Source organism: Pseudalkalibacillus sp. Hm43, assembly GCF_054170705.1.
This window is the reverse complement of the sequence record NZ_CM135129.1, coordinates 2,050,431-2,076,151: the sequence shown is the minus strand read 5'-3', so window position 1 is coordinate 2,076,151 and position 25,721 is coordinate 2,050,431. Positions and strand designations below refer to the sequence as shown.

Genomic DNA, 25,721 nt, shown 5'->3' with positions numbered 1-25,721 from the left:
ACAAACGTTTGATTGAACGTAGATTCCGTACCTGGCACCGATTTAGAAGCCTTGATAATCAAGCATTTCTAATCGGTGCCAGGTACTTTTATGGTAAACTGATGGAAAAGTATACCATAAGGGGGCGTCAGTTTTGGGGAATTTCGAGGTAAAGGTGTTGGAGTTTAGAGGCAGTGCGTATCAGATTGGCTATAATCAGGGGAAGCAGTTGGATCCAAAGAGTCTATATTGGATGAAAGACTTTATGCACGTGCCGTTTGATGTGAACGAGACAACAGCGGTTTTCAAAAGCTTCGCTCCACATTTACTAGATGAGATTCAAGGCTTAGGAGATGCACTTGAGATGTCCTTCGAGAGAGCTTTGCGCTTGTTCAGCGGATACGACTTACCGAAGCTGGAAGCCATCGGCTGTTCTTCCAAAGTCACTCAGGATTATCTGGTACGGAACTATGATTTTTCTCCTGCGATTTATGATCATCAGCTCGTTTTCAGCCAGCCGACGGAGGCTGCTGCAAGTGCTGGATATACCCTTCACCAGATGGGACGTCATGAGAGCGTCAACGAGCATGGCGTGGCGACTGCTCTTCACTTTGTGAACAACGCGAACCAGGTGACGGGGTTTATGAGCAGTACAATCGTCCGGATGATGGCGGACCTGTGTAAATCGACGGATGACTGTATCCAGTTGTTGAAAGAGCTCCCACACGCTTGCTCCTACAATTATTCCATCGGGGACCAAAACGGAAATCATGCGGTTGTGGAAACGGCACCGGAAAAAGTAGTGGTTCGCTCAGGAGAAGAGGCGTTAGCATGTACGAACCACTTTCAGGATGCCGGAATGAGCCATTTCAACCGAGAGCGGCTCGGCCATTCAAAAGCGAGACAAGAAGCAATTGATACGAAGCATGCAGATGGGGAAGAGGTCTTCAAGTGGTTCAGTGATCCAGAATCACCGATGTTCTTTGAAGACTATGAGCAGTTCTTCGGAACACTACATACCTTCGCTTACCTGTTTGACGAAGACCGTCTCTTGACCAAAGTTGCGAAAGGTGAGACATTGGAGCTCAAATTCCAGGATTGGGTAAAAGGGAAACCGATACCCACAAATGTGTTAAAAGGTATGATGAGTACATATAAAAAAGCTTAATAAGGCCATCGACATCTTTCTCAACATTTCAAACAAACATTTGATTAAATGACCTAAACCACTGTCCTATCAACATTTGTAAAATCAAACAAACGTTTAATTAAAATTCATCGGTGCCAGGTACCATTTAGGATTCCTTGAATATCAGGGCTTCTAAAAAGGTGCCTGGCACTTCTAAGTGATGCTTAAAAAAATCATAAATAAGAATGAACTTTTTGTGGGGTTCACGACTCTAACAGGTAAGAAAGTGGGGGAGAGCCATTGGAGATCGATAAGTTGGTGCGTCGAGCACAAAGAGGGGATAAAGAAGCACTGTTACAGTTGGTGTTTGCCAGAAAAGATGAGTATTATCGGCTTGCCTATAGCTACTTAAGACATGAAGAAGACGCCATGGATGCGTTAGAGGACATGATCGTCATCCTTTATGAAAAAATCAACAAACTGAAAAAACGAGCATCCTTTTATAGCTGGAGCAAAACGATTCTCGTCAACCAGTGTCACGATACATTAAGGAAACGGAAAAAGGTAACGGTCATGGAAAATACGCCCGAATCATTCCTAAATAAAGAAGGAGACACTGCCATCTACAAGTTGGACGTGAAAACCCACTTAGAACGTTTGAATCACGACCAGAAGGAAGCGATTCAGTTAAGATACTGGCTGGATTATGATTATGAAACCATTGCGCAGATCACGAAAGTCCCTCTTGGCACGGTCAAATCCAGGATTTCAACCGGTCTCAAGAAGCTGAAAGAATTATTGGGAGGTGAATACCTATGAAGGAAATTGAAAAGAAACTGAAAGAAGATGGAGAAGAAATGCGCTCCTTGAAAGCGCCAGATTCTTTTGAAACACGTCTTCGTCAGAAGTTGAACGAGACACCACCAAAACGGAACAATCAATGGAAAAAAGGTTTCCTTCTTGCTGCTTCATTCATCTTTGTATTCTTTTTCACCTACCAATTCGATACGATTGCTTATTACGGAAAGAAAATTCTTGGGTATGATGAGATCCTCACTGACTCACTGAGCGAGCTAAACGAACAAGGGAAAGGGCAGGTCATCGGAAAAAGTGCGGAACTTCTGAACGGAGGAAAGGTCACGCTCGATGGCTTGATGCTGGATGATAATCAACTGATTCTCTTCTACACGCTTTATGACCTTAATAAAAATGCTGATGAGCTCTACTCCAGCACAAGGGCTACGATAGACGGTTTCCTTGTTGAGACCAGAGAAACTTCGGGCACAGCCATGACAAGCGAGGACAATACAACCGTGACAATTACCCAATCGTATAAGCCTCCGAATCCGTTTGCGAAAGAATTGACTTTTCATTTACACATGGATAATCAACCTGGGACTACTGTGGAGATTCCTTTTGAAATTGATCGTTCGAAAGCGATGATGACGAAGTATAAGCAGAAGATCAACGAGACCATCGAGACAGACAGTGCAGACTTCGTTTTTAAGGATTTGGTGGCAACACCTACCCAAACTGTCTTGACTGGAAAAATTCACGTAAAAGACGAAGAGGCATGGAACAGTGGGATGATCTCCGATGGATTTGAAGTCCGCCTTAAAGCCGATGGAAACACTATACGGAAGCAAGGACAAGGGACTTCTTCAGGGTTGCTCGGTTATACATTCAACGTTGAGTTCGACCCATTAAGTGATGTGGAAGAGTTGTTGATTTATCTCGATGGTGCTTTGACTACCTATTCTTCCGATACGAAGATTCCGGTAAAACCAGGCTCATATCAGATAGGAAATCAAAAAGTGTCTGTTAATCAGAGTAAAGAAGTGGACGGAAAAACCGAAATTACTCTAACCGCAGATGAGAGTTTCAGTGTACTGGAAGCAGAACTAGTCGGGGATGAACGCTCGATTTCATTAGAATCAGTCGATGCGCCATCCTATCAAGAGACAGAAGATGGTTTGCTCAAAGTTTTAAAACTTCGTTTTGATGGTGTTCTGCAAGGGGACTCGTCCCTGCACATTACAGAGTATGAAGCTATTGAACCGTTGGAAGACTCAATCACAGTGCCGCTTAAGTGAGTATGAAAGGGAACTTTTCTTGGATTGATTCGTAATAAGTACAAACAGAATGTCAGGAGCGATTTCATGCATGCTACTGTAAATTCAATCGAAAAGCTACTAGTTGAAGACGAACAGATCTTATTGACGATTCGTTGTTCCATCAACGTCTACCATTACAGCAAGGTACCACGTCCGGGATTGCTCGCAGCAACTACTTTACGCCTTATCTTTATCAGTGATGCAAATGTGGAAGGCGGCGAGTACACAGAACTCTTCCCCTATCAGGATGTACACACATTCAAACTAGAAAGACGCCTATTTACTAAGCGGTATTATCTGAAGGTGGAAGGGGATCAATTCACCTTTACACAAATCATGGATGAAGAACCCGACAAGTTCGCCACAACCGTCAACAACCGACTCTAAAACAAAATGAAGTGCCTGGCACCGATCACAAACTCAGTTGTATCAACGAGTCGAAATCGGTGCCAGGCACTTTTTTCAATTCCTTGTGGCGCAAGGGGTAAATTGTCGTACCTGGCACTCACACTTTTATGTGCTTAAACTGGTTCACATCGAAGAGTCCGAGGTCTGTCAGTTTCAAGGCTGGAATGACGGGCAGTGTCAGGAAGGATAGGGTCAGGAATGGATTGAATCCACCTTCAAATCCAACATCCACGAGTGATTGCTTCAATTGTTGGAGACCGGTAGCCATCGAACGATATCCTTCACCCGACATCAAGCCTGAAATTGGCAAAGAGAGCGATGCCACCACATCACCATCTTTAACCACGACAAGCCCGCCTCTTATCTCCTGTAGAGCTTGAATCGCTCTAAGGATATCTCCGTCGTTCGTTCCCGTTGCAACAATGTTATGGGAGTCATGTGCAATGGTGGTCGCGATTGCGCCACTCTTCAATCCAAATCCTTTTACGATTCCTAATCCCACATTCCCTGTGTTCTTATGTCGTTCTACGACCACCAACTTTTGCTGATCTTTTTCCAGAGAAGATGTAAACTGTCCATCCTCAATTTCAACCGACTCCTGAAGGTGGGTGGTGTTCAATTGATTCGGAATGATTCCAATGATATTCGCAGTACCATCATCCCGAATAGGGATCTGCAGGTCGGCTTCATCTAAACTTGGAATCCTCACTGTGTTTTGCAGCTCAGAACTTGGCTCTGCTTTTTCCTGTAGATCTCCAACATACTCTCCATCACGTGCTACCAGCTGCCCTGACTTATAGACTTCTTTTATCGTGATAGAATCCAGATCATCCAATAGTAAAAAGTCTGCTTCATATCCTGGCGCTATCGCACCTTTCTGCTTCAATCCGTAACATTCGGCGGCGTTCAGTGAGGCCATCTGGATCGCCATCAGCGGATCCAACCCACACTCAATTGCTAAACGAACGTTATGGTCGATGCTACCTTCCACCATGAGATCGTCCAGGTGCTTATCATCCGTACAAAAGAGACAACGGCGGGCATTGTTCGGAGTCACGACAGGAATTAGTGACTTCAGGTCTTTTGCAACCGATCCTTCACGGATCAACAGATACATCCCGCGCCGTAACCTTTCTATTGCATCCTCGACTGTATTGCATTCATGATCCGTTCCAATCCCGGCAGCCTTATAGACATTGATGGCGTCCGTATCCAGACCGGCTAAGTGACCATCCATTTGGCCCGTGTGCTGAGAGGTCATTACAAGCTTATCGACCATCGTATCAGCGCCAGAGCGTAACGCTGGATAGTCCATCACCTCGGCCAAACCGAGCACCCTTTTATGATTGTAAAAAGGCTCCAGATCATTCGCCGACAATTTTGCTCCTGAATTCTCAACAGACGTTGCAGGGACACAGGAAGGAAGCATGAAATAGACGTCCAGGGGAAGACCCTCGGAGTTCTCCAGCATAAAGCGGATACCCTCTTCACCTGAGACATTGGCGATCTCATGCGGATCTGTGATGACAGTCGTAACACCATGGGGAAGGACGACTTTGCTGAATTCAGCCGGTGTCACCATGGACGACTCGATATGTACATGACCATCAATAAACGAAGGACAAACATAACGGTTTTCCGCATCAATGATCTGTTTGCCCTCGTACGACCCGATGCCGACGAACATACCGTCAGCGATTGCAATATCCCCTTTAATGACTTCAAGGTTGAAGACATCTATGATCCTTCCATTTTTAATAACTGTATCTGCAGGCATTTGCCCACTTGCAACGGCAATCCGTTTTTTCAATTGATCTCTATTCTGTTTCATAATGACCCCTCCCAGAAAAATAAAAACCCTAGATACCTAGGGTTTGACATAGAGAAGGAGGATCGCAGACTATTTACGCACAGGACTCCGACCTTCATTCTCGTAGTCAAACCATTTACGGTAGTTTGGTAGAAACTTTTGGACCATATTTCCAATATTATACGAGCGGGTTTATATTATTTTGCATTAAAAAATATTAAGACACATTTTATACGCCGATGAAGACCGTGTCAACGGAAAGTTAAAAAGAAGGACTGTGAAGTTTTTTCTAGAACCCTGTAGATTAGAGTGATGCGAAAAAGTACGGGAGGGATTTTGTGCTCGGAGTGAATAAAGGAGAGGTCGTTTTAGCATCGCACGATTCAGATTGGAAAGCGTTATTTTTAAAAGAAAAAGAACTGCTCGATTCCATCATAGGAGAACATACCACTGACATTCAGCATATGGGGAGCACTGCCATCAATGGCATAGAAGCAAAGCCGATCATCGATATTCTTGTTGGTGTAGAATCTATGAGTGATGTAGAAAAGTTTGATGAGGACAAGCTGAAAGAAAACGGCTACTACCGTTTGAAAAAGGTCATTCTAGAGGGGAAGGTGGTTTTCGCGAAGTTCTCAAGTCTCGAGAATCTCACCAAAACCCACATCCTCCACGTTGTTGAACACAATGGGAGCTGGTGGCAGGAGCATACCTTTTTCCGAGATTACTTGAACGAGAACCCAGAGACAGCCAAAGAATACGAGATACATAAACAACAGCTTGCACAACAGTACCCGACAAACGAAAAAGCTTATACTGATGGAAAGAAAGTGTTCGTGGATCAGATCTTAAATAGGAAAAACGCTCTGGATTGAATCCAGGGCGTTTTATACTTCCTTCACCACAACGTCGTGCAATTCTCCATTCACATAGACGAGGAAAGCCCATTTCCCTTCTTTCGATACACGTACATTCGAAGGTCGATGAACATCAGCACCGTTATTCGGCCCAGCTAGTTCCAACGACCAGTAGGTCTCTTTCGAAGGATTCGTCAGTACTTTCTCAACGGATTTTGTATCTTTATGTACACCGACCACTGTCATTTCTTCACCTGGTGATACATCCCACAAGTGCCACATCCATTTCTGACCTTCCAAAACGGGCATATCAGCACCAATGATCCCAGTCTTACCCTCATTTCCAATCATGCCCCGGTCTCCGAATTCACTTGCTGTTCGGTCCCAGTCGATTGCTTCAATATCTTCCACTTTTACAAAGTCAGGAGCATCTTCTGGTAAAACGACCTTCTTCTCCATCGTTTCCTCCGCCGTACAGCCGACCATCAAAAGAACCAACGCCGAAACAACTATCTGCCAACTCATGCGCATCAACCCAACACCTCCATGCCATGTGTTGCCCACATTTTACCATACTGAGCCGAGGATTAATGTATTCGGATTAAGGGAATGAACCCTATACGAAGTTAAAGGAGGAGATCATTCTTGCAACTACATACTGTCGTACTCAATTGTTCTTTGAAGAAAAGCGATGAAACGTCCCACACTCAAGCCTTGATCGATGAATCCCTGAAGATCTTCAAGGATCACGATGTGACCTACGATATTGTCCGGCTGGCGGATTACAACATCGGCTACGGCATCACCGACAACACGGGCGAAGGGGATGACTGGCCTGAAATCTATGAAAAAGTGAAAGCAGCCGACATCCTGATCATCGGAACGCCGCTCTGGTTAGGTGAAAAGAGCAGTATCGCGGCACACGCAATCGAACGCCTTTACGGCGCAAGCAATCATACGAATGAAAAAGGACAAGCGGTTTACTACAACAAAGTCGGAGGCGTCGTCATCACCGGAAACGAAGACGGTGCGAAGAACGCCGCCCGCTCGATTTTATATGCGTTATCTCACATCGGTTTCACGATACCACCGAACGTGGATACCTATTGGGTTGGAGAAGCGGGTCCTGGTCCGTCTTATATGGAAGCAGGACGCGATAACGACTTTACACAAAACAATGTCAAAACGATGACCCATAATCTTATGCACATGGCACGCATCCTGAAAGAAAACCCGATCCCAGCTGAAGGGAATGTGATGGCGTAAACCATATTGCCAAAACTGGAACAATCTAGTAAACTGAGGTTAATCTATTTGGAAGAAAGGATTTCAGGTTACCTGTATGCCAACAACTACTTTGTAATGGAACACATTTTGGATATAGACGCTTACCGAAGCAGCTTTTTTGAAGGCGTGCTGAACGGGAGCGGTCTGTCTCAAACCCATTACAAAGGAACGTAACCGAAATCTGCAGCATGTACAGATTCTGAGGTTCCCTTATTCGGGGAACCTTTTTATATTGCTCAAAAAACTTCATACTGCAAGGTGTCCAAATAGAAGCGTTACGTTTCCTTACATCTAAAACGAGGTGAAGGAAATGCAGAACGTACAAATGACATGGTCTCTTCAAGAGGCACAAGATATGACGATTGAAAAACATTGCAGCAACTGTGGAAAGACAGTCCAGTTCACGGACACGATGATCCGCCGCCATAACGCGAATGGAAAGAACATCTACCGGTTCGCCATCTATAAATGTGAAAAGAACCATACATGGAACAAGAAGCTGGAGATCTACCAGGCCTATACCGGCCACGCAAGAGTGGTGGAAGAGGAGAAAGAAGCAACCAACGAAGTATGTAAGATCCCTATTGAAGAATATGCGGATAAAGGGATTGAACAAGTCCAGATAGAGTTATCTGAAGTCGAAGGAAACTTCCGAATCGATAAAACGATTGCCAAACAAATCGATGAATGGAGCCGTACGGAAATCAACAAACGCATCCAGGAAGGAACGATCCAGATCAACAACCGACCAATCAAACCCTCGACTAAGTTAAAAACCACAGACCAAATCTTGATTATGCTATAACGTAAACAAGCCCTGAGCGGTCAACGCTTCGGGCTTGCTTTTTTTATCGTTTTTACGAGCCCACCCCATTAACCACTTCACAATTCCACCTCAAATCTTTTCAAAAAAATCATTACAGGGGTAAGGTTATATACCCAATATAATTGTAAATGAGAAAACGTATTCCACGCAGTTCTAGTTCTAGGCACTATGACCCTTTGTTTCTATTAACTAGAATAGCCTTTACACCCAGATTACTTGAAAAAAATCTTATAAATTACAAATAAATCCATTAAATGGTTCTTTGTTCTCATTCGATAGTGGTTCTTAGGGTCGATATTAAAATTGAAAAAATGACAAGGAGGGATATAATGTGTTCAATTTTAAACAGTTGTACAGTAAAAGAGTATTACTTTATGCAGTAATTTGTAATTTGATTTTCTTTACTGTGTTTCCATCTATGGGACAAGCTCAACAGCAAAACATGACTGAAGGGATGACAGCATCTGTATCAGCTTCAGATAGTGAAGCAGTTGAACAGGTGATTACACAGGCAGAAAGCTGGTTGATCGAGAACCAAAACGAAGAAGGTAATTGGGGTACTGCTCCTGCCGAAAAAATAAGGAACACCTCTGAAATTGCAAAATACCTTCAATCCTATTCAATCGACGAAGGAGCACTAACAAAAGCATCAGCCTGGCTAGAAAGTCAGGAATATCCTAACAACGATTTCATGGTGAGAACTCTCCCGTTTATTAAAGATAGTGAATCTCGCCAGAACTCAATTCGCAAACTCCTAAACTCACAAAATCCTGATGGGGGTTGGGGAGCTGCGGAAGGATATGAAAGTGATGTTTTTGACACAGTTTTAGTACTTAATGAACTCATCAACAACATAGAAGGTAATGATGCTTCAATTCAGAAAGCAATTACCTACCTCTTGAATGAACAACTTGAAGATGGCAGCTGGGCTTTCAATCAAAAAGGACCAGGCAATGCCATCGTCACCTCACGAACCATTCTACTTCTTAATGATTATCTCGTAACCAGCGGTTCAACCTCGAAAGAAATCTTAGCCTCTCTCAAGCATGCTGGTGATTATCTTCTTTCTTTGCAACAAGAAGATCAGACTATGGGAATGGAAGGTGTCGCTTTCCAACGGACCCTGACAGCCTATCAGGCTATTTTACAAACCGATGGCCTTCAGCCAGTGAATCGGGTGCATGAAAAGGTCCTTTCCGTTCAAAAAGAAAACGGGAGTTGGGAAGACGATCCGTATCTGACCTTGTTAGCACTGCAATCTTTGAAATCTTACCTTGAAGCTACAAGTGTATCCATTTCAGATATCGAACTATATAAGATTTCAGAAACAGATAAGATTCCAGCCACCGAATTCTCTGCTTATGAAACCATGCTGATCAAACCAAATTACGATTCCGCCTCCGGGAATGTACAAGTTCTTGCATTTATTGAAACACCTGGTGGAGACATTGAAGCGGTCAATGTGGAAGAGGAATTGCGTTGGGAAGTCAGAGATCACGCACCTGGGGAGTATAAGGTAATCGTACAAATCAAGGATAAACAAACTGGGAAGATTGCCGCAACGAGTAAAAAGCCAATTACAGTCCTACCGACATTCAAAATCGAAAACGCAACGATTCAGTTGTCTCCTGAAAATACGACAGTCGGTAAGCCTGAAGACGTGAATGTCCAAGTCTCACTCCTTCAATCCAGCAATATTGATGGAGAAGTTCGCCAAAGGGTAGAAGTTTATGATCCAGCAGGTGAGCTGATTGCTTCAGAAGAGAAGAACATCATCTGCAAAGTGGATAAGCCAATCGTAAATACGAACATGCTGGTGTTCCAGCCAAACGTAGAGGAAGCTGCCAAATATACCATCAAGACATTCATCTATGAAAAAGACCAGCTTATCGTAGAAACGACAAAGGAATTCGAAGTCCAGCCACCACCACCGCCAACAAGAGTGGAAGCGGAACAATTCTTGGATAAAAAATTTGTGACACCTGGTTCTGACAACATCACCGCATCTTACATACTTAAAGGACTTGGCTCACCTGATCAGCCAGAACGTACACCTATAGATATGACATTTGTAATGGACGTATCTGGAAGTATGTCTGGATCTGTTACACAAACAAAGAAAGCTGCAAAAAAGATGGTGGAATTGATTCAATCTGAAGATCGTGGCGCTGTCATCTTCTTTAATTATTGGGCGTCCTTAATTCAGAATTTCACGTCAGATAAGGAATTGTTAAAGACAGCAATCAATCGTGCCTATGCTTCCGGCGGAACATCGATCCATTCCGGTATAAGCAAGGCAAGAAGTCTTTACAATGATGAAAGCAACCCTGATCGTGAAAAAGTCATCGTTCTGCTTTCAGACGGAGAATCGTCGCGTTATTACGCAATAAGAGAAGCAGAAAGAGCCGCAGAAGCAGGGATTACCATCCATACAATCGGCCTGGGTTCAGGAGTCGATCAATATCTCATGGAGACGATCGCAACTGCGACAGGAGGAACCTATCGTTATAGCCCGACTCCAGAAGAACTGGAACAAATGATGGATGAAATAGGGGGAGAAATCTTCAACCTGGCAGGGAAAAATGTGACCCTGTCCACCACTCTGCCAAGTTCTATTTCGATTGATTCAGCAGAATCCAGTCCAGTACCGACCAGAGTCTTGGACAACGAAAATGGAACGACGACGGTTGAATGGGATTACAGCCTCATTGTCATGAACCAAATCGAACAGATTTCACTAGCTATGAATGGCCAATCATTTGTACCGGGTGAAACCGTTGATGTGACGAAGAATACACATCTGGATTATACGGACTCAAGCGGTGAGCAGAAGAATATACCGTTAGAGAATCTTCAAGTCAGCGTGACGGATTCTTTAGAGACGACCATACAACTTGATCAAACGACCTACACCGCGAATGAAGATATTCAAATCGGTATAGAAGTCCAAAACAATACCGAAGAAGAAAGACAATTGACTGCAACAGTCGACATTGTCGATGAGGACGGGTCTTTTGTTGAACATGCTGGTATGTATGCCATCGATGCTCTTGAAGCAAAAGGAACCTCTACCTATGAAATGACCTGGAATACAGGAACGACTTATACAGGAAATTACGGGGTCAAGGTGACGTTGAAAGATGAAGGAATCATTGTCAGTGAAACGACGACACAATTTTCTATTGTTCCTTTCGGAGGATTAAAGGTAACAACTACAACGGATAAAGCTGAATATCCATCTGGAGAAGATGTAATCATAACCAATCGCCTCCATAATGAATCGATCAACAAAAATTTCGATGATTTCATCGTCCGGACTACCATTGTGAACGCTGATCAAGAAATCCTGTTTGAAAAGGAACAGCAGATCCCGTTCATCAATGCACAACAAACGTTAGACCGATCATTTTCTTGGGATAACGGACAGGCAGTGCCAGGCGTCTATACAGTCAAGACAGAGGTTTGGGATGGATCGGAATTCCAGACATCTAATGAGATAACGTTTGAAATTCTCTCTTCGGCATCAACCGGACGAGGATTGATCGGACAGATAGAGATTGAAAAATCAAACCTTATCATCGGTCAGCAAGCTGAGATCACGTATTCGCTTGAAAATGACGGCAACAGCAAGATTGAAAATATAAATGCAGAAGTATTGATCGTTGATCCAATCACAGAAGAAGTCATTCATACATTCGATGAAAAAGTCAGCCTAGATGTGAGTGGCAAGCACTCAGGAGCCTATTCGTACGAGACTGCCGGATTACCGTTAGGGAGCTATCTTGTCGTTCTGCGTACACAGCTTGAAAACGGACAGCTCATACCGATCGGAAGCAATTCCTTTACAGTACGAAGTCCGATTCATGTTGAAAAACAAATCAAAGAAGGCTCACGTATCCTTGTTTGGACAGAGAATGCAGATGAAAACAGTTGGATCCAGCCACTCTTGAAAGAAAAAGCGGATTATTCGAAGGTCGTATCCAATAAAGATGATTTCATCAAAGAGCTTCGTTCAAGCAAATACAACGTGTACTTGATTACAGATATTCAACAGCCATTGACTGGTCTATCCGATCAAGAGCTGTTAGCAAAGGTCCATAACGGTCATCAGTTGATCGTCACAAATAATGCCAACCTGGCTGATTTGAAGGTCTCAGATGTATTTGGAGCAAAGCTGAACGGAAGCTTTAATGCGAACGGAAAAGCAGTTACTTCCAATCTATATGCAGACATGAAAGGAACGTATACAGGCAAAGGGCAACGGTACGATTTGACGACTGCTGAAGTGTGGGCTGAACTGAACGATGGAAACTCAAAACCTGTCGTCATCGCCAATGAATATGGAAAGGGTACTGCTGTCCATATTGGTTTGGATGTACGTCAGCTTGAAGGCATCGCACCTGAAACATTAGTCGGTAAGATCGTCGAAAAAGTAACTCCGAAAAGATCCACTCCTGCACCAGGTGACGGGCAATTGATAGAAGTGAGCGTAAAGGCGCTGACGGGACCAATCGACGCCAAGATTACGGAGCAAATTCCAGCTGGGGTTACTGTAATCGATCCGATTGATTTTACGTTACAAAATGACACTTTGATTTGGAGAAAGACATTGGAACAGGATGAAGAAGCCGTTCTGCGATATATGATTTCGACGCCTTCTGAAGCTGGAACGTATTCATTCATCACAGAAAACGGTTATTGGGAGCAAGGTGACTATCATGCCCTTCAAAATGAGGAGATTTTCATTCAAGTGGAAGATAGTGCACAGACACTACTTCAAACTGCTATCCAAAACATTGAAAGCTCTAAATCAAAGGGTGTTCTGAAAACATTAGCGGAGCAGTTAAAACAGTATGAATCCAACCCACCTACCTCCGTAACTGAGCTGGAAAATGCCATTGCTGAAATCATCAAAGGATTGCAAAAGGCAGACCAGGATCAAATGCGTTGGAGCCTGGAGAATGTGATGAGCCTTTTCCAAGCCCAATGGTATATGGGAGGTAGAGAGTAACCATGAAGAAATCATATAAAAGATGGATGAAACATATCACAATCCTGTTATTGTTCACTGTCTCCTTTTCGTTCGGGTTTCCTACCCATTATGTAGCAGAAACCCTTAAGTCGAAGGATAAGGTTCTGCAACTAGGTGCAGGATTCGATAAGGGAAAAGAGCTTCCGAAGACGGAGCTGGAGGAATTTGCAGAAGAGCTTTCCAAGTACTATGAAGACATGGACGAGCAACTCGATAAAAAGGATCTTAAAACTTTAAAATCCCTTATCAGAGACGCGAAAAAGTTGATTAAAACGTCCAGCAATGATATCGATCAAGAATTTAACAAGCACAAAGACAAAGTCAAAAACCACAAAAAAGCGATTGAACGTTTATCCGAATATGAAGCAGAGCTAAATGAGAAGATGGCCGAGCTGGATCAGCTTATGACAGGTTTGGAAACGTTAATTGACAAGAAGGGCTCTGACTTTAAGAATTTGCAGGAAACGGATGTAGAAGCAATCAGGGCTCAGCTAGCAGATATCAAAGAGCTGATGGCGCCAGAAGCCCCAGAATTTCCAATCGGGAATACACTTCCGAACAGGGATGTAAATCTTGAGGCAAAAGAGCCGTCTCTTGAAGGAGCGAGTCTAACTGCTGCTTCCATTGAAGGCGAAGCGCCAGCCAAGGAAGACCTAGCTGAAACGACGGAAACAACCTTCACGGAAGACATCCGTGAAACAGCAGATTCACTGGATTCAGCATTGGAAATCTATGAATTTGTCAGAAACAATGTGAAATTCGAGCCTTATTACGGTTCCCGAAAAGGTGCCACAGGTACGTTGCAGCAATTGAGCGGGAACGATGTAGACCAGGCGTCGATGCTGATTTCTTTATTACGTTATAAAGAAATCCCGGCACGTTATGTTAGCGGTACGGTCGAAGTCCCAATGGAAAAAGTGACGAGCTGGGTGGGGGTAGAAAATCCGAAGCATGCAGTTGAAACACTCGCATCGCTCGGTATTCCAATGGCAACCGTCATTGATCAAGGGAAAATCACTGCCGTAAGAATGGAACATACTTGGGTCGAAGCATATGTACCTTATGAGGATTACCGAGGTGCAGGTGATCGAACAGGTGAGAAGGTCTGGGTTCCACTTGATCCAAGTTTCAAGCAAAACATGTATCAAGAAGGAATCAATGTTGAAGAGATTACCGGACTGGATAAAGACGCATTGCTTGATATCACACAGAACAGCGGTGAAGAGTCAGGTGACTTGAATACCGTTACAAATGTGGATATGAATGCCATCCAAACACAAATCAATGGTGCAACAGAAAAACTTGAAGATTACATCAAAGAGAACGGTCTGGAAGAAGCCAGCATGGAAGAAGTGATCGGTGGATGGGAAATCAAGGAAGAGAAGCTCGGCATCCTTCCTCTGACGCTCCCGTACAAAACAATTGCAATCCAGGATGAATACAGCGCCGTCTCCTCTGATATGAGTGAATCCGTGAAGTTCAGCATCGGTGGAGCAAATCCGTTCGGATTCAATTTCCCTGGAGAATATGACTTCTCCTATGAAGCACGTGCAGCTGACTTGTACGGAAAGAGAATCACCTTATCATGGGTACCTGCTACAGAGGAAGATGAACAAATCATCGCTGAATATGGCGGGATTTTTAACACCCCAGTCTATATGATTAAGGTAACACCTGTCCTTAAAATGGATGGGAAAGACGTCGCTACAGGTAAGCCTGTCGGGATGGCGTATACGCAAGAGTTCGTCATGGAATTCAAGGCACCGGGAATGGTTTCAGAAAAAGTGAAGAACCCGGTAAAAGCAGGGGCATTTTACGCAGTAGGATTGAACTACGGTAAAATCGCTGCTTCAGAACTTGAACAGGTAGAAGCGAATCTTGAGCAACTGAAAGAAAATGTGACAGCTGAGACGATGTACACAGACGAAGCCATCGGAGAGATCCTGAACGGAGTCGTGAAAACGTATTTCGGACAGCTGGATACAACAAGACAATTGATCGCTGAGCAATATGAAGTATCCTCCAATCGACTTCTGACAGAAGCGATGACAGGGTATGACTTGAATGTCGGCTATCTGTTCATGAGTCCTGCTCGAGTGGCTCCTGGTGGCATGTATATCGATGTAGACCGGAATGTCGTTTCGGTCGTGAGTGAAAAAGGGGAAAAGCAGGATGAATTATCCTTTATGCTTGCCCAGGGCTCAATTGAATCGGCAATGGAACACGGCATTTATGAGCAATTCCTCGGTATTCCTTCTGTATCCACCATTAAGGTGTTGGAGGAAGCGAACAACAGAGGGATACCGATTCATACGGTGACAAAGCAAAACATTTCGGAAGTCTTACCGAAATTAAAAGTAAGCAATACAATCAAAAATGATATTTCCAATGCCGTTAATCAGGGACGGATTGTCACGATTCCTGAAGAGAACATCCAGTACTATGACTGGAGTGGAACAGGATTCATCGTCATGGATCCAGATTCAGGAGCTGCCGGTTATATGATCAGTGGCGGAACCGCAGGTGGATCAACAAGCCTTGCTGTCGACATCGCTGCGTTAGTCGCTTTGATCGATAACTTCATCATGATCATATCAGCAGCCTCACTCATCGCTTCAGGCACAATTCTAGGCGGTATACTCGGTGTGGCACTCGCAGCGCTGACCATCTATTTCATGGTCGAACTGCTTAACAATATGTATGCGTATTACATCAATGGGGATTCGTCGGCCGGTGATGCGATCATCACTGAAGCGATTCTGAGTATTGCCGGGGCCATCGGGGGCAGTGTACTAGCTAAAATATTCCCTGGTCTGAACAAAGCAGTCACAGAGCTTTATCAGAAGGTGTCTCAGAGGATTGCCAATAAACAGATCGCCGACCGTCTTGCAAACGAGTTTTCAGAGGACTTCGTTCTAGAAGTTGTAGAAAAATCTGGTACAGACAGCCTTTCCACTGCAGATACTCTAATTAAAAAGCTGCAGAATTCGAATGTCAGCAAAGAACTGATTGAGCGTGCTGGGAAAGAATACGGAACAGACGGACTTTCCGATCTTCAAAAGCTGACAGACAGAGGGCTGACAGGAAGCCAGATTACAAAGATCCTCGATGAAGGCATCCCATTAGATGATGCGGTCCGACTAGCCGACCATAACATCATGCCGGAGAATTATGCGACTCATTGGATCAACAACGGTATTGAATCAAACGCTTTTGTGAAAGCGTTAAACCAAGGGTTTACGTTGGATGAACTGGCGAAGCTGTCAGATTTAGGATTCAAACCGTCACACATTGAAGCTATTGGAATTAAGACTTCTGAAGATCTGGATAACTACCTTCAGATGTGGAAAGTAGCTTGTAACTGTTTCACAGCAGGAACCAAGATTATGACAGACGATGGTACGAAGTCGATTGAAGACATTGAAATTGGTGATTTGGTTCTAGCAAAGAATACGGATACAGGAGAAGTTGCACATAAACCTGTTACCCGGTTGTTTGAAAATCAGGTTGATGAAACGTATAAGCTGAAAATTGCTGATGAAACCATTACCACGACATCCGATCATCCATTCTGGATTGACGGTAAAGGGTGGGTGGAAACCAGTGACCTACAAGTAGGAGATCGGATTGAGACCCATACCGGAAAATACCTACCGATCAACCAAATCCATCAAATTGAAGAACCAGCAACTGTCTATAACTTTACTGTAGATGGATTCCACACGTATTATGTGTCGGACCTAGGTATACTTGTCCATAACGAAAACTGTATCGATCCATATTTCTACAAAGATAATGTTATTGGAAAAACGGTTGACGACACTACCTCTGGAACACCATCTCAAAGACTTGGTAAAAACTTGCTGGAGGCGGGAATTAAACAACCAGAAAAAATCGGAGACAAAAGCTGGCAAGCACATCATATTGTGCCAGTTGGATCAAAATATACAAAGGAAGCCAGAGATCTTTTAGCGAAATATAATATTAAGATAAATTCTGCTACTAATGGCGTTTGGCTTCCAAACATTCCAGGTTATTCGAAATACTTCGACCCGGATTGGGATGGCGGAATGTTTATAGCTACTCATAATGGAAATCATTTAAGAAGCTATTACAAGTATGTAAATGAAAGAATAATAGAAACAGTAAATAGGAACTTAGGAGGAAATGAACAGGAAATTGCTGATGCAATTGAGGATACATTACAAGTCATCAGAAAAGAACTTTTAACCTCTAAGATTCTACTACACAGCTATTAATTATAATTAATTGACATCCTCTTTTGTTTATTTATTTCAAACAAAAGAGGATGCATCATTTCGAAGGTGAGGGGTTCTGTGAAAGTATGGATGTTAACAGTTGAATTTGGTGATTATGAAGTACTTTCGTTTTCAAACGAGGAAGCTAGCGATATTTTTCGTGATAATTTTCGTGGGGAACCGATGAAACAAAATTGGACTCCAATTCAAGTTGAAAGGTATAAAGATGGAGTAGAAAGTGACTTTCCTGATGGACTCTCTATACACCCTGTTTTCAGTGAAAAAGCTGTCCGAGTGTTGAATGAATTATTAAACGAAAATGTGGAATTACTGCCTTTACTCACAGAGAGTGGGGAGAGAGAGTATTATGCCATCAATGTTATTAATGTCCTAGATTGTATTGATGAAAGGCATTCAGAAGTAGAGAGATTTAGAAATGGGAAAATTATGGAGTACACCAAATATGCCTTTCAAAAAGATGTAATAAAAGAAGAAAATATCTTCAAAATTGTTGATCACGAGAAAAAAATAATCTTCAGTACAAAGGTTTTTGTATCTGACCTTTTCAGAGAGCGAGTTCTAGAATCTGGTCTAAAGGGTTTTGATTTTATAGAAGTCTGGGATTCCGAGAAGAGTGAGAAAGAAGATGTGGTTGCCAAGCCAGTTCCAACAATGGATACCTCTCAAGAGATTTATAGTTTTGAAGAAGCAACAAATTTAGTAGAACAACAAAGTAAAGTTGTTGTAAGTGAGAGTTTGGAATGGGCTATGCGTCTAGGAGATGAAAAACAAACACAGATCGGTCATCTTCAAGAAGATGGTGACTATAAATGGATGAACCCCATCTATTACCCACCTATCTTTTTAGAGATGAAGTGGAGAACAGTGAATACTTCTAATAAACTATAGATGATTGCATCTAAGGAAACCACTTTTTACAGTGTTTCCTTTAGGAGGACTAAATTTGAAGTACCCTTTAATGGATCCACCTTTTAAAGTGATACCGTTTAAGGAAATGACAAAACAGGAAGCTCAAAGGCATTTCGATTGGTATGTGGGAAATATACAGGAAAGAATGGATCTTTTGAAAGATGCATACTCACTCACTAATAGCAATAATAAAGACATCTTAGATTATTCTCCGCAGTCCTTAATCCCTTTATGGGAGTGGTATCTATCGCAAATAGAACCCAACCAAAAGACTTCAGAAGAATTAGAAAGGGAAATGGAAAAAGTACCTGAATGGTTAAAAAATGATGTTAAAGAAAATATTTATAAGCCAACTACCGGTACTCTTATTTTAGCTATGGATATTTCAATTTATTTTTCTGAGGTATTTACACACAATTTTAACAGCATCCATTGGGGGTTTGTTTCAGAACCGAAGTCGCTTGCGCATGTGAATTCACCTGTTTTATTGGGGTTCAAAGCAAAGAAAACCCTTAATGCACGGAACCTGATCTATAATATGTTACTTAAAGCTATGAAAGGAAATTCAGATAAAGCATCTCTTTATCAATTGTTCGATAGATGGAGAGCTTATGTTTGATTCCGAAGAGCGCGATTAAAGAATTCATAGGTTATTCAGCTAAGGGAGCATTATATTGTGCTTCCTTCTTTTAAACTCCTGAGGTTGTTAGAAATGAGGTGGTTTAATGGATGTTAAAAATGGAAGGTACGCTATATACAATAGCAAGGAGTATGAGGCCGATAAGGCGAATTCTGACTATAATGACGCAAAGATAATGATATTAATTTCTTATGAAGCTGTTGACCAGAAGAATGATTTTATAGAAGTGTCACCCAATAGATATGTAAAAAGAGTATCTTTTAGTGAAATTGAAACAGCCTACTCAATCAACACAAAAGGAACTTATAAAAGATTACCAATAACCATATTAGAACAATTTGGTGATCAATATAAGATTCATCATGTTGAGAATGGCTTAGCTGCAGAGAAACTGGGATTTATAAAGATTGAACCAGGGTGGTTTGAAAAAGTTGTCCCCATTCATGATGTAGAGAACATATATGAAAAGAAGACACCTTTATGGGGATTTAAGTAAGTCTTATTTCAGGAAATAGTATGTTGCTAATGCCTCGATTTGAAGAATAACAAGTGCTGTTTGATTACGGAAGAAGGTAAGAATTATTATGCCGGGAAGGTTAAATAGAAATGGAGGCATGTATGAAAGGTGATCCATCGTTTATTAAACTCATCGATGACTGTGAAAAAACAATACTAAAGCACAATCCTTCGGGGGATCCCATCTTAACCACGATGTTGGAGTTATTAGAAAAGCTCAGAATTGCTGTCCAGGAGGAAACCCTTAATAAGAAGGTTACAACATTAGGGATTGTCAGGTATGTTGGAGAATATGATTTACCTAATGATATTGTTTCAAGCGTAGAAAAAATCCACAGTTACTATCACTCTGTTTATAAAACAAGGTGAATGGGTAGAGAAAATCAGTTCTCTTCTAAAGTGTGAAACATTGTAAAGGTAAAAACAGCCCTGAGCGATTATCGCTTAGGGCTGATGTTTTTGAGATTATTTACGAGCAAATGGCGTAACACCCGATACATGAATCCGCCGATGAAAAATCCTAGCGCATAGCTGATCGCTGTTGGAAGACCACCTTGAGCCAGTCCATACAGAAAGCCCCCGAGCGCCATCAACAACGGAACCGTAATGAATTGCATATACTTCACCTCACATGTTTGGTTACACTCCAGTATGCCCGAATATCTCCTTTTGTTTACGATGTACTTCTTGTGCTACAATCAGATAAGAATTTTACGAGCGGAAGAAGGAAAAGAAATGTCCAAAAAAGATTTACCCGTCCAAAAAAACGATATCGTGAACGTCACGTTCCAGGACCTGTCCCATGATGGCGCAGGTGTAGCGAAGGTCGACGGCTATACCCTTTTCGTACCAAGAGGCTTACCAGGGGAAGAAGCGAAAGTGAAGGTCATCAAGACGAAGAAAGGCTTCGGATTCGGAAAGCTGCTGGAAGTGACGAAGGAAAGCGAGCACCGCACGACACCGCCATGTCCGATTTACAAGCAATGTGGTGGCTGCCAGCTCCAGCATCTTACGTATGAAGGGCAGCTTGAATACAAGCGCAAACAAGTCCAGGACGTCATGGAACGGATCGGGAAGCTGAAGGACGTGAATGTACTGCCGGTCTTAGGCATGGACGACCCTTGGCGCTACCGTAACAAAGCGCAAGTCCCGGTCGGCGAGGAAGAAGGCGGACTGATCACTGGTTTCTATCAAAAAGGAAGCCACCGCATCATCGACATGAAGGAATGCCTCATCCAGCAGGAAGCGAACGACCTTGTCGTCCAGACGGTAAAAGAGATCGCCAACCACTATGGCATCCGGGCATATGACGAACGTTCCCATAAAGGAACGCTCCGTCACGTCGTCGCAAAGTACGGTCAAAACACCGGACAAATCATGGTCGTACTCGTAACGAAAGGAAAAGAACTGCCGAACAAGAAGAACATTGTGGCAGACATCATTGATCAGATCCCTAATGTGAAGTCGATCGTACAAAACATCAACCCTAAGAAAACGAACGTCATCTTCGGAGACAAAACCGAAGTCCTTTGGGGAGACGAGTACATCTACGACACGATCGGAGACATCCAATTCGCGATTTCAGCCCGTTCCTTCTACCAAGTGAACCCAACGCAAACGAAAGTACTCTATGACAAAGCACTCGAGTACGCACAGTTGGAAGGGAACGAAACGGTCATCGACGCTTATTGTGGAATAGGTACGATCTCACTGTTCCTCGCGCAAAAAGCGAACAAAGTATACGGCGTTGAAATCGTTCCAGAAGCGATTGAAGATGCAAAACGGAACGCAGAACTGAACGGAATGCAAAACGTAGAGTTTGAAGTAGGAGAAGCGGAAGCCGTCATTCCAGCCTGGTATGAAAAAGGGATTAAAGCCGACATGATCGTCGTCGATCCACCAAGAAAAGGCTGCGACGAATCCCTGCTCAACACGATTCTTGACATGAAACCAAATCGCGTCGTCTACGTTTCCTGCAACCCAGCTACACTCGCCCGTGACCTCGCCATCCTAGAAGAAGGCGGATATAAAACAGAAAAAGTTCAACCTGTTGATATGTTTCCACATACTACGCATGTGGAGTGTGTTGCATTGATTACAGTATAGATGGGGGTAGAGGAGAAAGTACTCAAATTAAAGGGTGATTATAGATGTAATCATTTTTAAAAGGATGATTTATAGAACGATAGTCATTGTAATTTTGTTTAGAGAAGTATATTATTTATTTAATAAAGGTTCCTTTAGGAATGCGGGGGAATTGTTAGTATTAGTATTTACGCTTATCGATTTTGTAGTAACATTGTTTATAACTAACTTTTCCAAGGTTCAAATCCTTAAAGGGGGAATGTATAATATGTCTAAACTCATTATTAAAAAAGTCAAAGTAGTACTTGATAATTTTGTTGTTAAGGCAATTCTCCTGACATTGGGCATATGGTTATGCTACCCGCAGCCCTAAAGGAATCTTCTTTCAAACCCCTTATTATTACTCTACGAAGTGCATGGTCTCCCTCTCAAAGCAAAACATCCATATCTCAAAGTTATTCATATATCAGTCTTTCATAACTAAACCGTTTATCCTAAGTGGAATATTTGAATTTTGGTAAAGATATATTTGATTACTTATGGATAAATGGAAGATATATTGATAATATATCGTTACTATTTTCTATAAAATAAAAAAATTGACCGAAAGACCAAATGAATAATCTGGTTTTAATATATGGAGGCTTAAGGAATTAATATCATGAGAGAAAACCTATGAAACAGTCATAGATATTTACTAAGCATCTTTCTGTTACAAGAAATGGAAAAAACAAATTGGGAAAATTCCATAACTTTTCTAAACAATCCATAACAAGAGCTTTAAGTGGTAAGAGATTTTTTGCAATATTAATTAACGTTGCAAGAGGAGAGTGCTGAATTGGAAATTAAAATTTATGATCGAAAAGCTTTTAGTAATGATCATTTAGGACAACAACTTGAACATTATTTAAAAGAGGAACTTAGGGAATTAGAAGCAACTGCGTATTACCAAGAACCTGACTATTGGACACCATCAAACACTTTACCTACATTTACCATTATCACAAAAAATTATGGCATTTTAATTGTAAAGGCTTATCCGTATAGCCATGAAACTTTAACAGAAATTAATGATAAATACTGGATAGTTAATGACTATAAAAAGAAAAATGAACTATTAGATTTTGAAGACTATTGTTATAAGCTAAAAAATGATATAGAGATGCCATCAAACGAAATTTTTGATGATATCCCTATACACAGCTTTGCAATTTTTCCATTTGTTTCGGAAGAAAAAGTTAAAATGGACATAAAACGTAGTAGAACGAAAATTTTGTTTTCTGAGTATCGATCATTTAAGTTGCAGGAAGAGTTAAAAGTTATTGAAATTGATGATGAAAGCTGGAAAAAAGTAAAAGGAGTCTTTCAAAAGTCAAATATATTAAATAAAGAAACAAACTATTTTGTTGATACACCAATTAAAAATTTGAGGGACGCCATAGCTTATAATAATCAACAGATAAATCTATTTGATGAAGAACAGTTAGATGCGAGTATGACAATAACAGATGGAGCACAAAGAATTAGAGGGTTAGCTGGAAGTGGAAAAACCGTAATTCTTTCAATCAAAGCTGCTAGACTCCATCGAAAAGATCCAGATGCTAAAATCGCTTATGTTTTTTCTACCCATAGTTTATATAAGCAAGTAACGGACCTAATTAATAAATATTATGGCAAACTTACAGGTGAAAGACTTAACCCAGAAAATTTACAGATTGTTCATGCATGGGGTGGAAAAACTACAGGCGCTGGATTTTATTATAATATTTGTCAATCAAATGGTATTAAGGCACTGACGGTTCGAGATTTATTAATGTATAAAGAAAAGTTTGATGAAGCCTGTAAAAGGTTATTAGAGTTTGACCTAAAAGAAGAATATGATCAAGTTTTAATTGATGAAGCTCAGGATATGCCTCTTAGCTTTTTTAAATTAGTAGAAAAAGTGACAAAAAAACCAAAAAATATAATTTGGGCATATGATGACTTACAAACAACTAATGAAGTTAAAATTCCAGATTCAGCTGAACTCTTTGGTCTTGATAAAAATGGTGATGAGAAAGTTCCTTTAATTGAAGAGAATGATTATATATTAAACAAATCTTATAGAAATCATAAAGACGTACTAATGTCTGCGGTAGCTTTTGGTTTTGGTTTATATTCAAATGACGGAATTATACAAATGATTAACGATCCAAACACATGGAAAGCTTTAGGATTTAAGGTTGAAGGATCACTCGATTATGACTCAGATGTAAAGGTTGTTAGACCAAAGGATAATAGTCCAAACCGTCCAGATGCAGAATACCAAAAGTATCCTATTTTAAATGTAAATGTCTTTGAAAATTATAAAGATGAAATAACAAACGTTGCTGAACAAATAAAAATATTGATATATGAAGAAAAAGTAAGACCTGAAGATATTATGGTAGTTGATATGTACAATAGAGCTAAAACAAGATTATTAGATCTACAGGGTAGTTTATATTTAAGTGAAATTGAAAGTATTATTCCGGGTATTATAGATGGTGCTAAAGACTTCTTCAGAGAAGACAGTGTTACGTTAACAACTGTTAGACGAGCAAAAGGTAATGAGGTCCCTGTAGTGGTGATTATTGGATGTGAACAAGCCTATGAAGTTAATACATTTTATAGAAAGCGTATATTAAGAAATATGCTATTTATATCTATGACTCGTTCAAAGGGATGGTTATTTATATCTGGAAATGGAGAGCAAGCTAAGGAATTTAACCGAGAGTTTGAAAAAATGAAAGATGATATATATCGAGGAGAATTTAATTTTAAGTTTCCTAGTAAAGAACAGTATGAATCGATAAATGATTTAAACCTGTTAACAATGGATTCAAAGAAAGCAGAAAAATTGCAGGGTCAAGCAGAACTAATTAATGAGCTCTTAGAAAATGGGGATATATCTTCCTTAAAAATGTTTTTGGATGAAGACGTATTGGCAAAACTTAAATCAGAATTGTTTAAAGGGAAAAAAGATGACTGATGTTTATGAAGTTATAAGAGATGATATAAAGAGTACTATAAGTAATTTAATCTCTCACAAACTTATTATAAACCCTTATTTCTCTGATAAATCCTGTACTGTAAATAAAATATCCAGTCGTCTAGATGGTCCTAAGATTGATAAAACAAAATCTTATGTTGAAAATTTTTTGAAATTTTACAATAACAATGAGTATTTGTTCCTATTTCAGGATCATAGCTTTATTCAGATTAATTATGAATTTGAACAACATCCTTCCAGCAAACGACAAATAGTAAGTAAAGCAAATTTAAATTACTATCCTAACCCAGGTTTATATGAAGTAGAAATTCTGGATATGATGAAATTAGATATACCTGAAGAAGAACAGGTACAATTTTGGAATGAGTTAAAGGTGGATATAGAAAAAGATTTTACCTACCATTCAAATTATATAAGAATAGATTACTCTAACAATCCAAAAGATTATACTGCATTAACTCATCCAAGATGTCACATTCACATTGGATTAAATAACAATTTTAGGCTAGCTACTGATAAATTGCCTTTATTATCTGATTTTATTGATTTGGTTTTATTTAGTTCTTATATTGAAGATTGGAAAAAGCTGCATAAAGATGACTTAAGGGATTTACCTGTTTACTTAAGAAAGAGGATGGATAAATCTCAAGAATATATCCAACTAACAGAGTTTGATGAAGTTTTGACAGAGGTTGAAAAGTCTGGTTATAAAATACAAATTATATAACTGGTTTGCTTAATGTGAAAATGATGTCACGTTCTTCTAGCAATTCAGTAACAAAGCAGCACCTTACCAAGATACCTAAAAGGCATGAGGT

Annotated in this window: 20 protein-coding genes and 1 riboswitch; of the genes, 17 read left to right on the top strand and 3 right to left on the bottom strand. The window is 41.1% G+C overall.

What is annotated here, in order from left to right; all coding sequences use genetic code 11:
• The first annotated feature begins 133 nt into the window (after positions 1–133).
• The 4 genes from ACXQIQ_RS10995 (at position 134) to ACXQIQ_RS10980 (ending at position 3,609) form a co-directional block, all read left to right on the top strand.
• On the top strand, positions 134–1,147 hold the full coding sequence (locus ACXQIQ_RS10995) for a C45 family autoproteolytic acyltransferase/hydolase (protein ID WP_439302220.1): 1,014 nt from the start codon (positions 134–136) through the stop codon (positions 1,145–1,147).
• A gap of 261 nt (positions 1,148–1,408) precedes the next feature.
• Entirely contained in the window at positions 1,409–1,927 is a 519-nt protein-coding gene (locus tag ACXQIQ_RS10990; protein ID WP_439302219.1) for an RNA polymerase sigma factor, read from the top strand.
• Positions 1,924–3,201 (top strand): DUF4179 domain-containing protein, encoded by a 1,278-nt coding sequence (locus ACXQIQ_RS10985; RefSeq protein WP_439302218.1) that lies wholly within the window; start codon positions 1,924–1,926, stop codon positions 3,199–3,201. The genes ACXQIQ_RS10990 and ACXQIQ_RS10985 overlap by 4 nt, the downstream gene beginning before the upstream one ends.
• Positions 3,202–3,267: 66 nt before the next feature.
• Positions 3,268–3,609: a PH domain-containing protein gene (locus ACXQIQ_RS10980; protein WP_439302217.1), complete on the top strand. Its 342-nt coding sequence runs from the start codon at positions 3,268–3,270 to the stop codon at positions 3,607–3,609.
• 118 nt (positions 3,610–3,727) lie between these two features.
• On the opposite strand, the gene ade is transcribed toward ACXQIQ_RS10980, so the two are convergent.
• The gene (gene ade / locus ACXQIQ_RS10975; protein ID WP_439302216.1) at positions 3,728–5,461 is read right to left on the bottom strand and encodes an adenine deaminase; all 1,734 of its coding nucleotides are present in this window, start codon (positions 5,459–5,461) and stop codon (positions 3,728–3,730) included.
• Positions 5,462–5,544: 83 nt separating this feature from the next.
• Positions 5,545–5,646, bottom strand: a riboswitch (purine riboswitch).
• Positions 5,647–5,778: 132 nt separating this feature from the next.
• Here ade and ACXQIQ_RS10970 point away from each other — a divergent pair.
• Positions 5,779–6,315: a GrpB family protein gene (locus ACXQIQ_RS10970; RefSeq protein WP_439302215.1), complete on the top strand. Its 537-nt coding sequence runs from the start codon at positions 5,779–5,781 to the stop codon at positions 6,313–6,315.
• Positions 6,316–6,327: 12 nt separating this feature from the next.
• On the opposite strand, the gene ACXQIQ_RS10965 is transcribed toward ACXQIQ_RS10970, so the two are convergent.
• Positions 6,328–6,828 (bottom strand): hypothetical protein, encoded by a 501-nt coding sequence (locus tag ACXQIQ_RS10965; protein ID WP_439302214.1) that lies wholly within the window; start codon positions 6,826–6,828, stop codon positions 6,328–6,330.
• Positions 6,829–6,942: 114 nt separating this feature from the next.
• Between ACXQIQ_RS10965 and ACXQIQ_RS10960 the strand changes: the two genes are divergently transcribed.
• The 9 genes from ACXQIQ_RS10960 to ACXQIQ_RS10920 all read left to right on the top strand — a co-directional run bounded on the left by ACXQIQ_RS10960 (position 6,943) and on the right by ACXQIQ_RS10920 (position 20,156).
• The gene (locus tag ACXQIQ_RS10960) at positions 6,943–7,563 is read left to right on the top strand and encodes a flavodoxin family protein (RefSeq protein ID WP_439302213.1); all 621 of its coding nucleotides are present in this window, start codon (positions 6,943–6,945) and stop codon (positions 7,561–7,563) included.
• Positions 7,564–7,611: 48 nt separating this feature from the next.
• Positions 7,612–7,758, top strand: a complete 147-nt coding sequence (locus ACXQIQ_RS10955; protein WP_439302212.1) for a hypothetical protein — start codon at positions 7,612–7,614, stop codon at positions 7,756–7,758.
• A 136-nt stretch (positions 7,759–7,894) separates the two neighbouring features.
• On the top strand, positions 7,895–8,389 hold the full coding sequence (locus ACXQIQ_RS10950; RefSeq protein WP_439302211.1) for a S4 domain-containing protein: 495 nt from the start codon (positions 7,895–7,897) through the stop codon (positions 8,387–8,389).
• Positions 8,390–8,741: 352 nt separating this feature from the next.
• A complete protein-coding gene (locus ACXQIQ_RS10945) occupies positions 8,742–13,421 on the top strand; it encodes a VWA domain-containing protein (RefSeq protein WP_439302210.1) in 4,680 nt (1,559 codons plus the stop codon).
• Positions 13,422–13,423: 2 nt separating this feature from the next.
• Positions 13,424–17,701, top strand: coding sequence for a polymorphic toxin-type HINT domain-containing protein (locus ACXQIQ_RS10940; protein WP_439302209.1), 4,278 nt, complete (start codon positions 13,424–13,426; stop codon positions 17,699–17,701).
• Between the two features lie 78 nt (positions 17,702–17,779).
• Positions 17,780–18,610 (top strand): imm11 family protein, encoded by an 831-nt coding sequence (locus tag ACXQIQ_RS10935; protein WP_439302208.1) that lies wholly within the window; start codon positions 17,780–17,782, stop codon positions 18,608–18,610.
• Positions 18,611–18,665: 55 nt separating this feature from the next.
• Positions 18,666–19,250 (top strand): hypothetical protein, encoded by a 585-nt coding sequence (locus ACXQIQ_RS10930; protein ID WP_439302207.1) that lies wholly within the window; start codon positions 18,666–18,668, stop codon positions 19,248–19,250.
• A gap of 106 nt (positions 19,251–19,356) precedes the next feature.
• Entirely contained in the window at positions 19,357–19,767 is a 411-nt protein-coding gene (locus ACXQIQ_RS10925; protein WP_439302206.1) for a hypothetical protein, read from the top strand.
• A 122-nt stretch (positions 19,768–19,889) separates the two neighbouring features.
• Positions 19,890–20,156, top strand: a complete 267-nt coding sequence (locus ACXQIQ_RS10920) for a hypothetical protein (RefSeq protein ID WP_439302205.1) — start codon at positions 19,890–19,892, stop codon at positions 20,154–20,156.
• 68 nt (positions 20,157–20,224) lie between these two features.
• Here ACXQIQ_RS10920 and ACXQIQ_RS10915 read toward each other — a convergent pair whose 3' ends face one another.
• On the bottom strand, positions 20,225–20,404 hold the full coding sequence (locus ACXQIQ_RS10915; RefSeq protein ID WP_226551467.1) for a hypothetical protein: 180 nt from the start codon (positions 20,402–20,404) through the stop codon (positions 20,225–20,227).
• 118 nt (positions 20,405–20,522) lie between these two features.
• Between ACXQIQ_RS10915 and rlmD the strand changes: the two genes are divergently transcribed.
• The 3 genes from rlmD to ACXQIQ_RS10900 all read left to right on the top strand — a co-directional run bounded on the left by rlmD (position 20,523) and on the right by ACXQIQ_RS10900 (position 25,630).
• A complete protein-coding gene (gene rlmD, locus ACXQIQ_RS10910; RefSeq protein ID WP_439302204.1) occupies positions 20,523–21,893 on the top strand; it encodes a 23S rRNA (uracil(1939)-C(5))-methyltransferase RlmD in 1,371 nt (456 codons plus the stop codon).
• A gap of 817 nt (positions 21,894–22,710) precedes the next feature.
• Entirely contained in the window at positions 22,711–24,882 is a 2,172-nt protein-coding gene (locus tag ACXQIQ_RS10905; RefSeq protein WP_439302203.1) for a DEAD/DEAH box helicase, read from the top strand.
• Entirely contained in the window at positions 24,875–25,630 is a 756-nt protein-coding gene (locus tag ACXQIQ_RS10900) for a DUF2290 domain-containing protein (RefSeq protein ID WP_439302202.1), read from the top strand. The genes ACXQIQ_RS10905 and ACXQIQ_RS10900 overlap by 8 nt, the downstream gene beginning before the upstream one ends.
• The last annotated feature ends 91 nt before the right edge of the window (positions 25,631–25,721 follow it).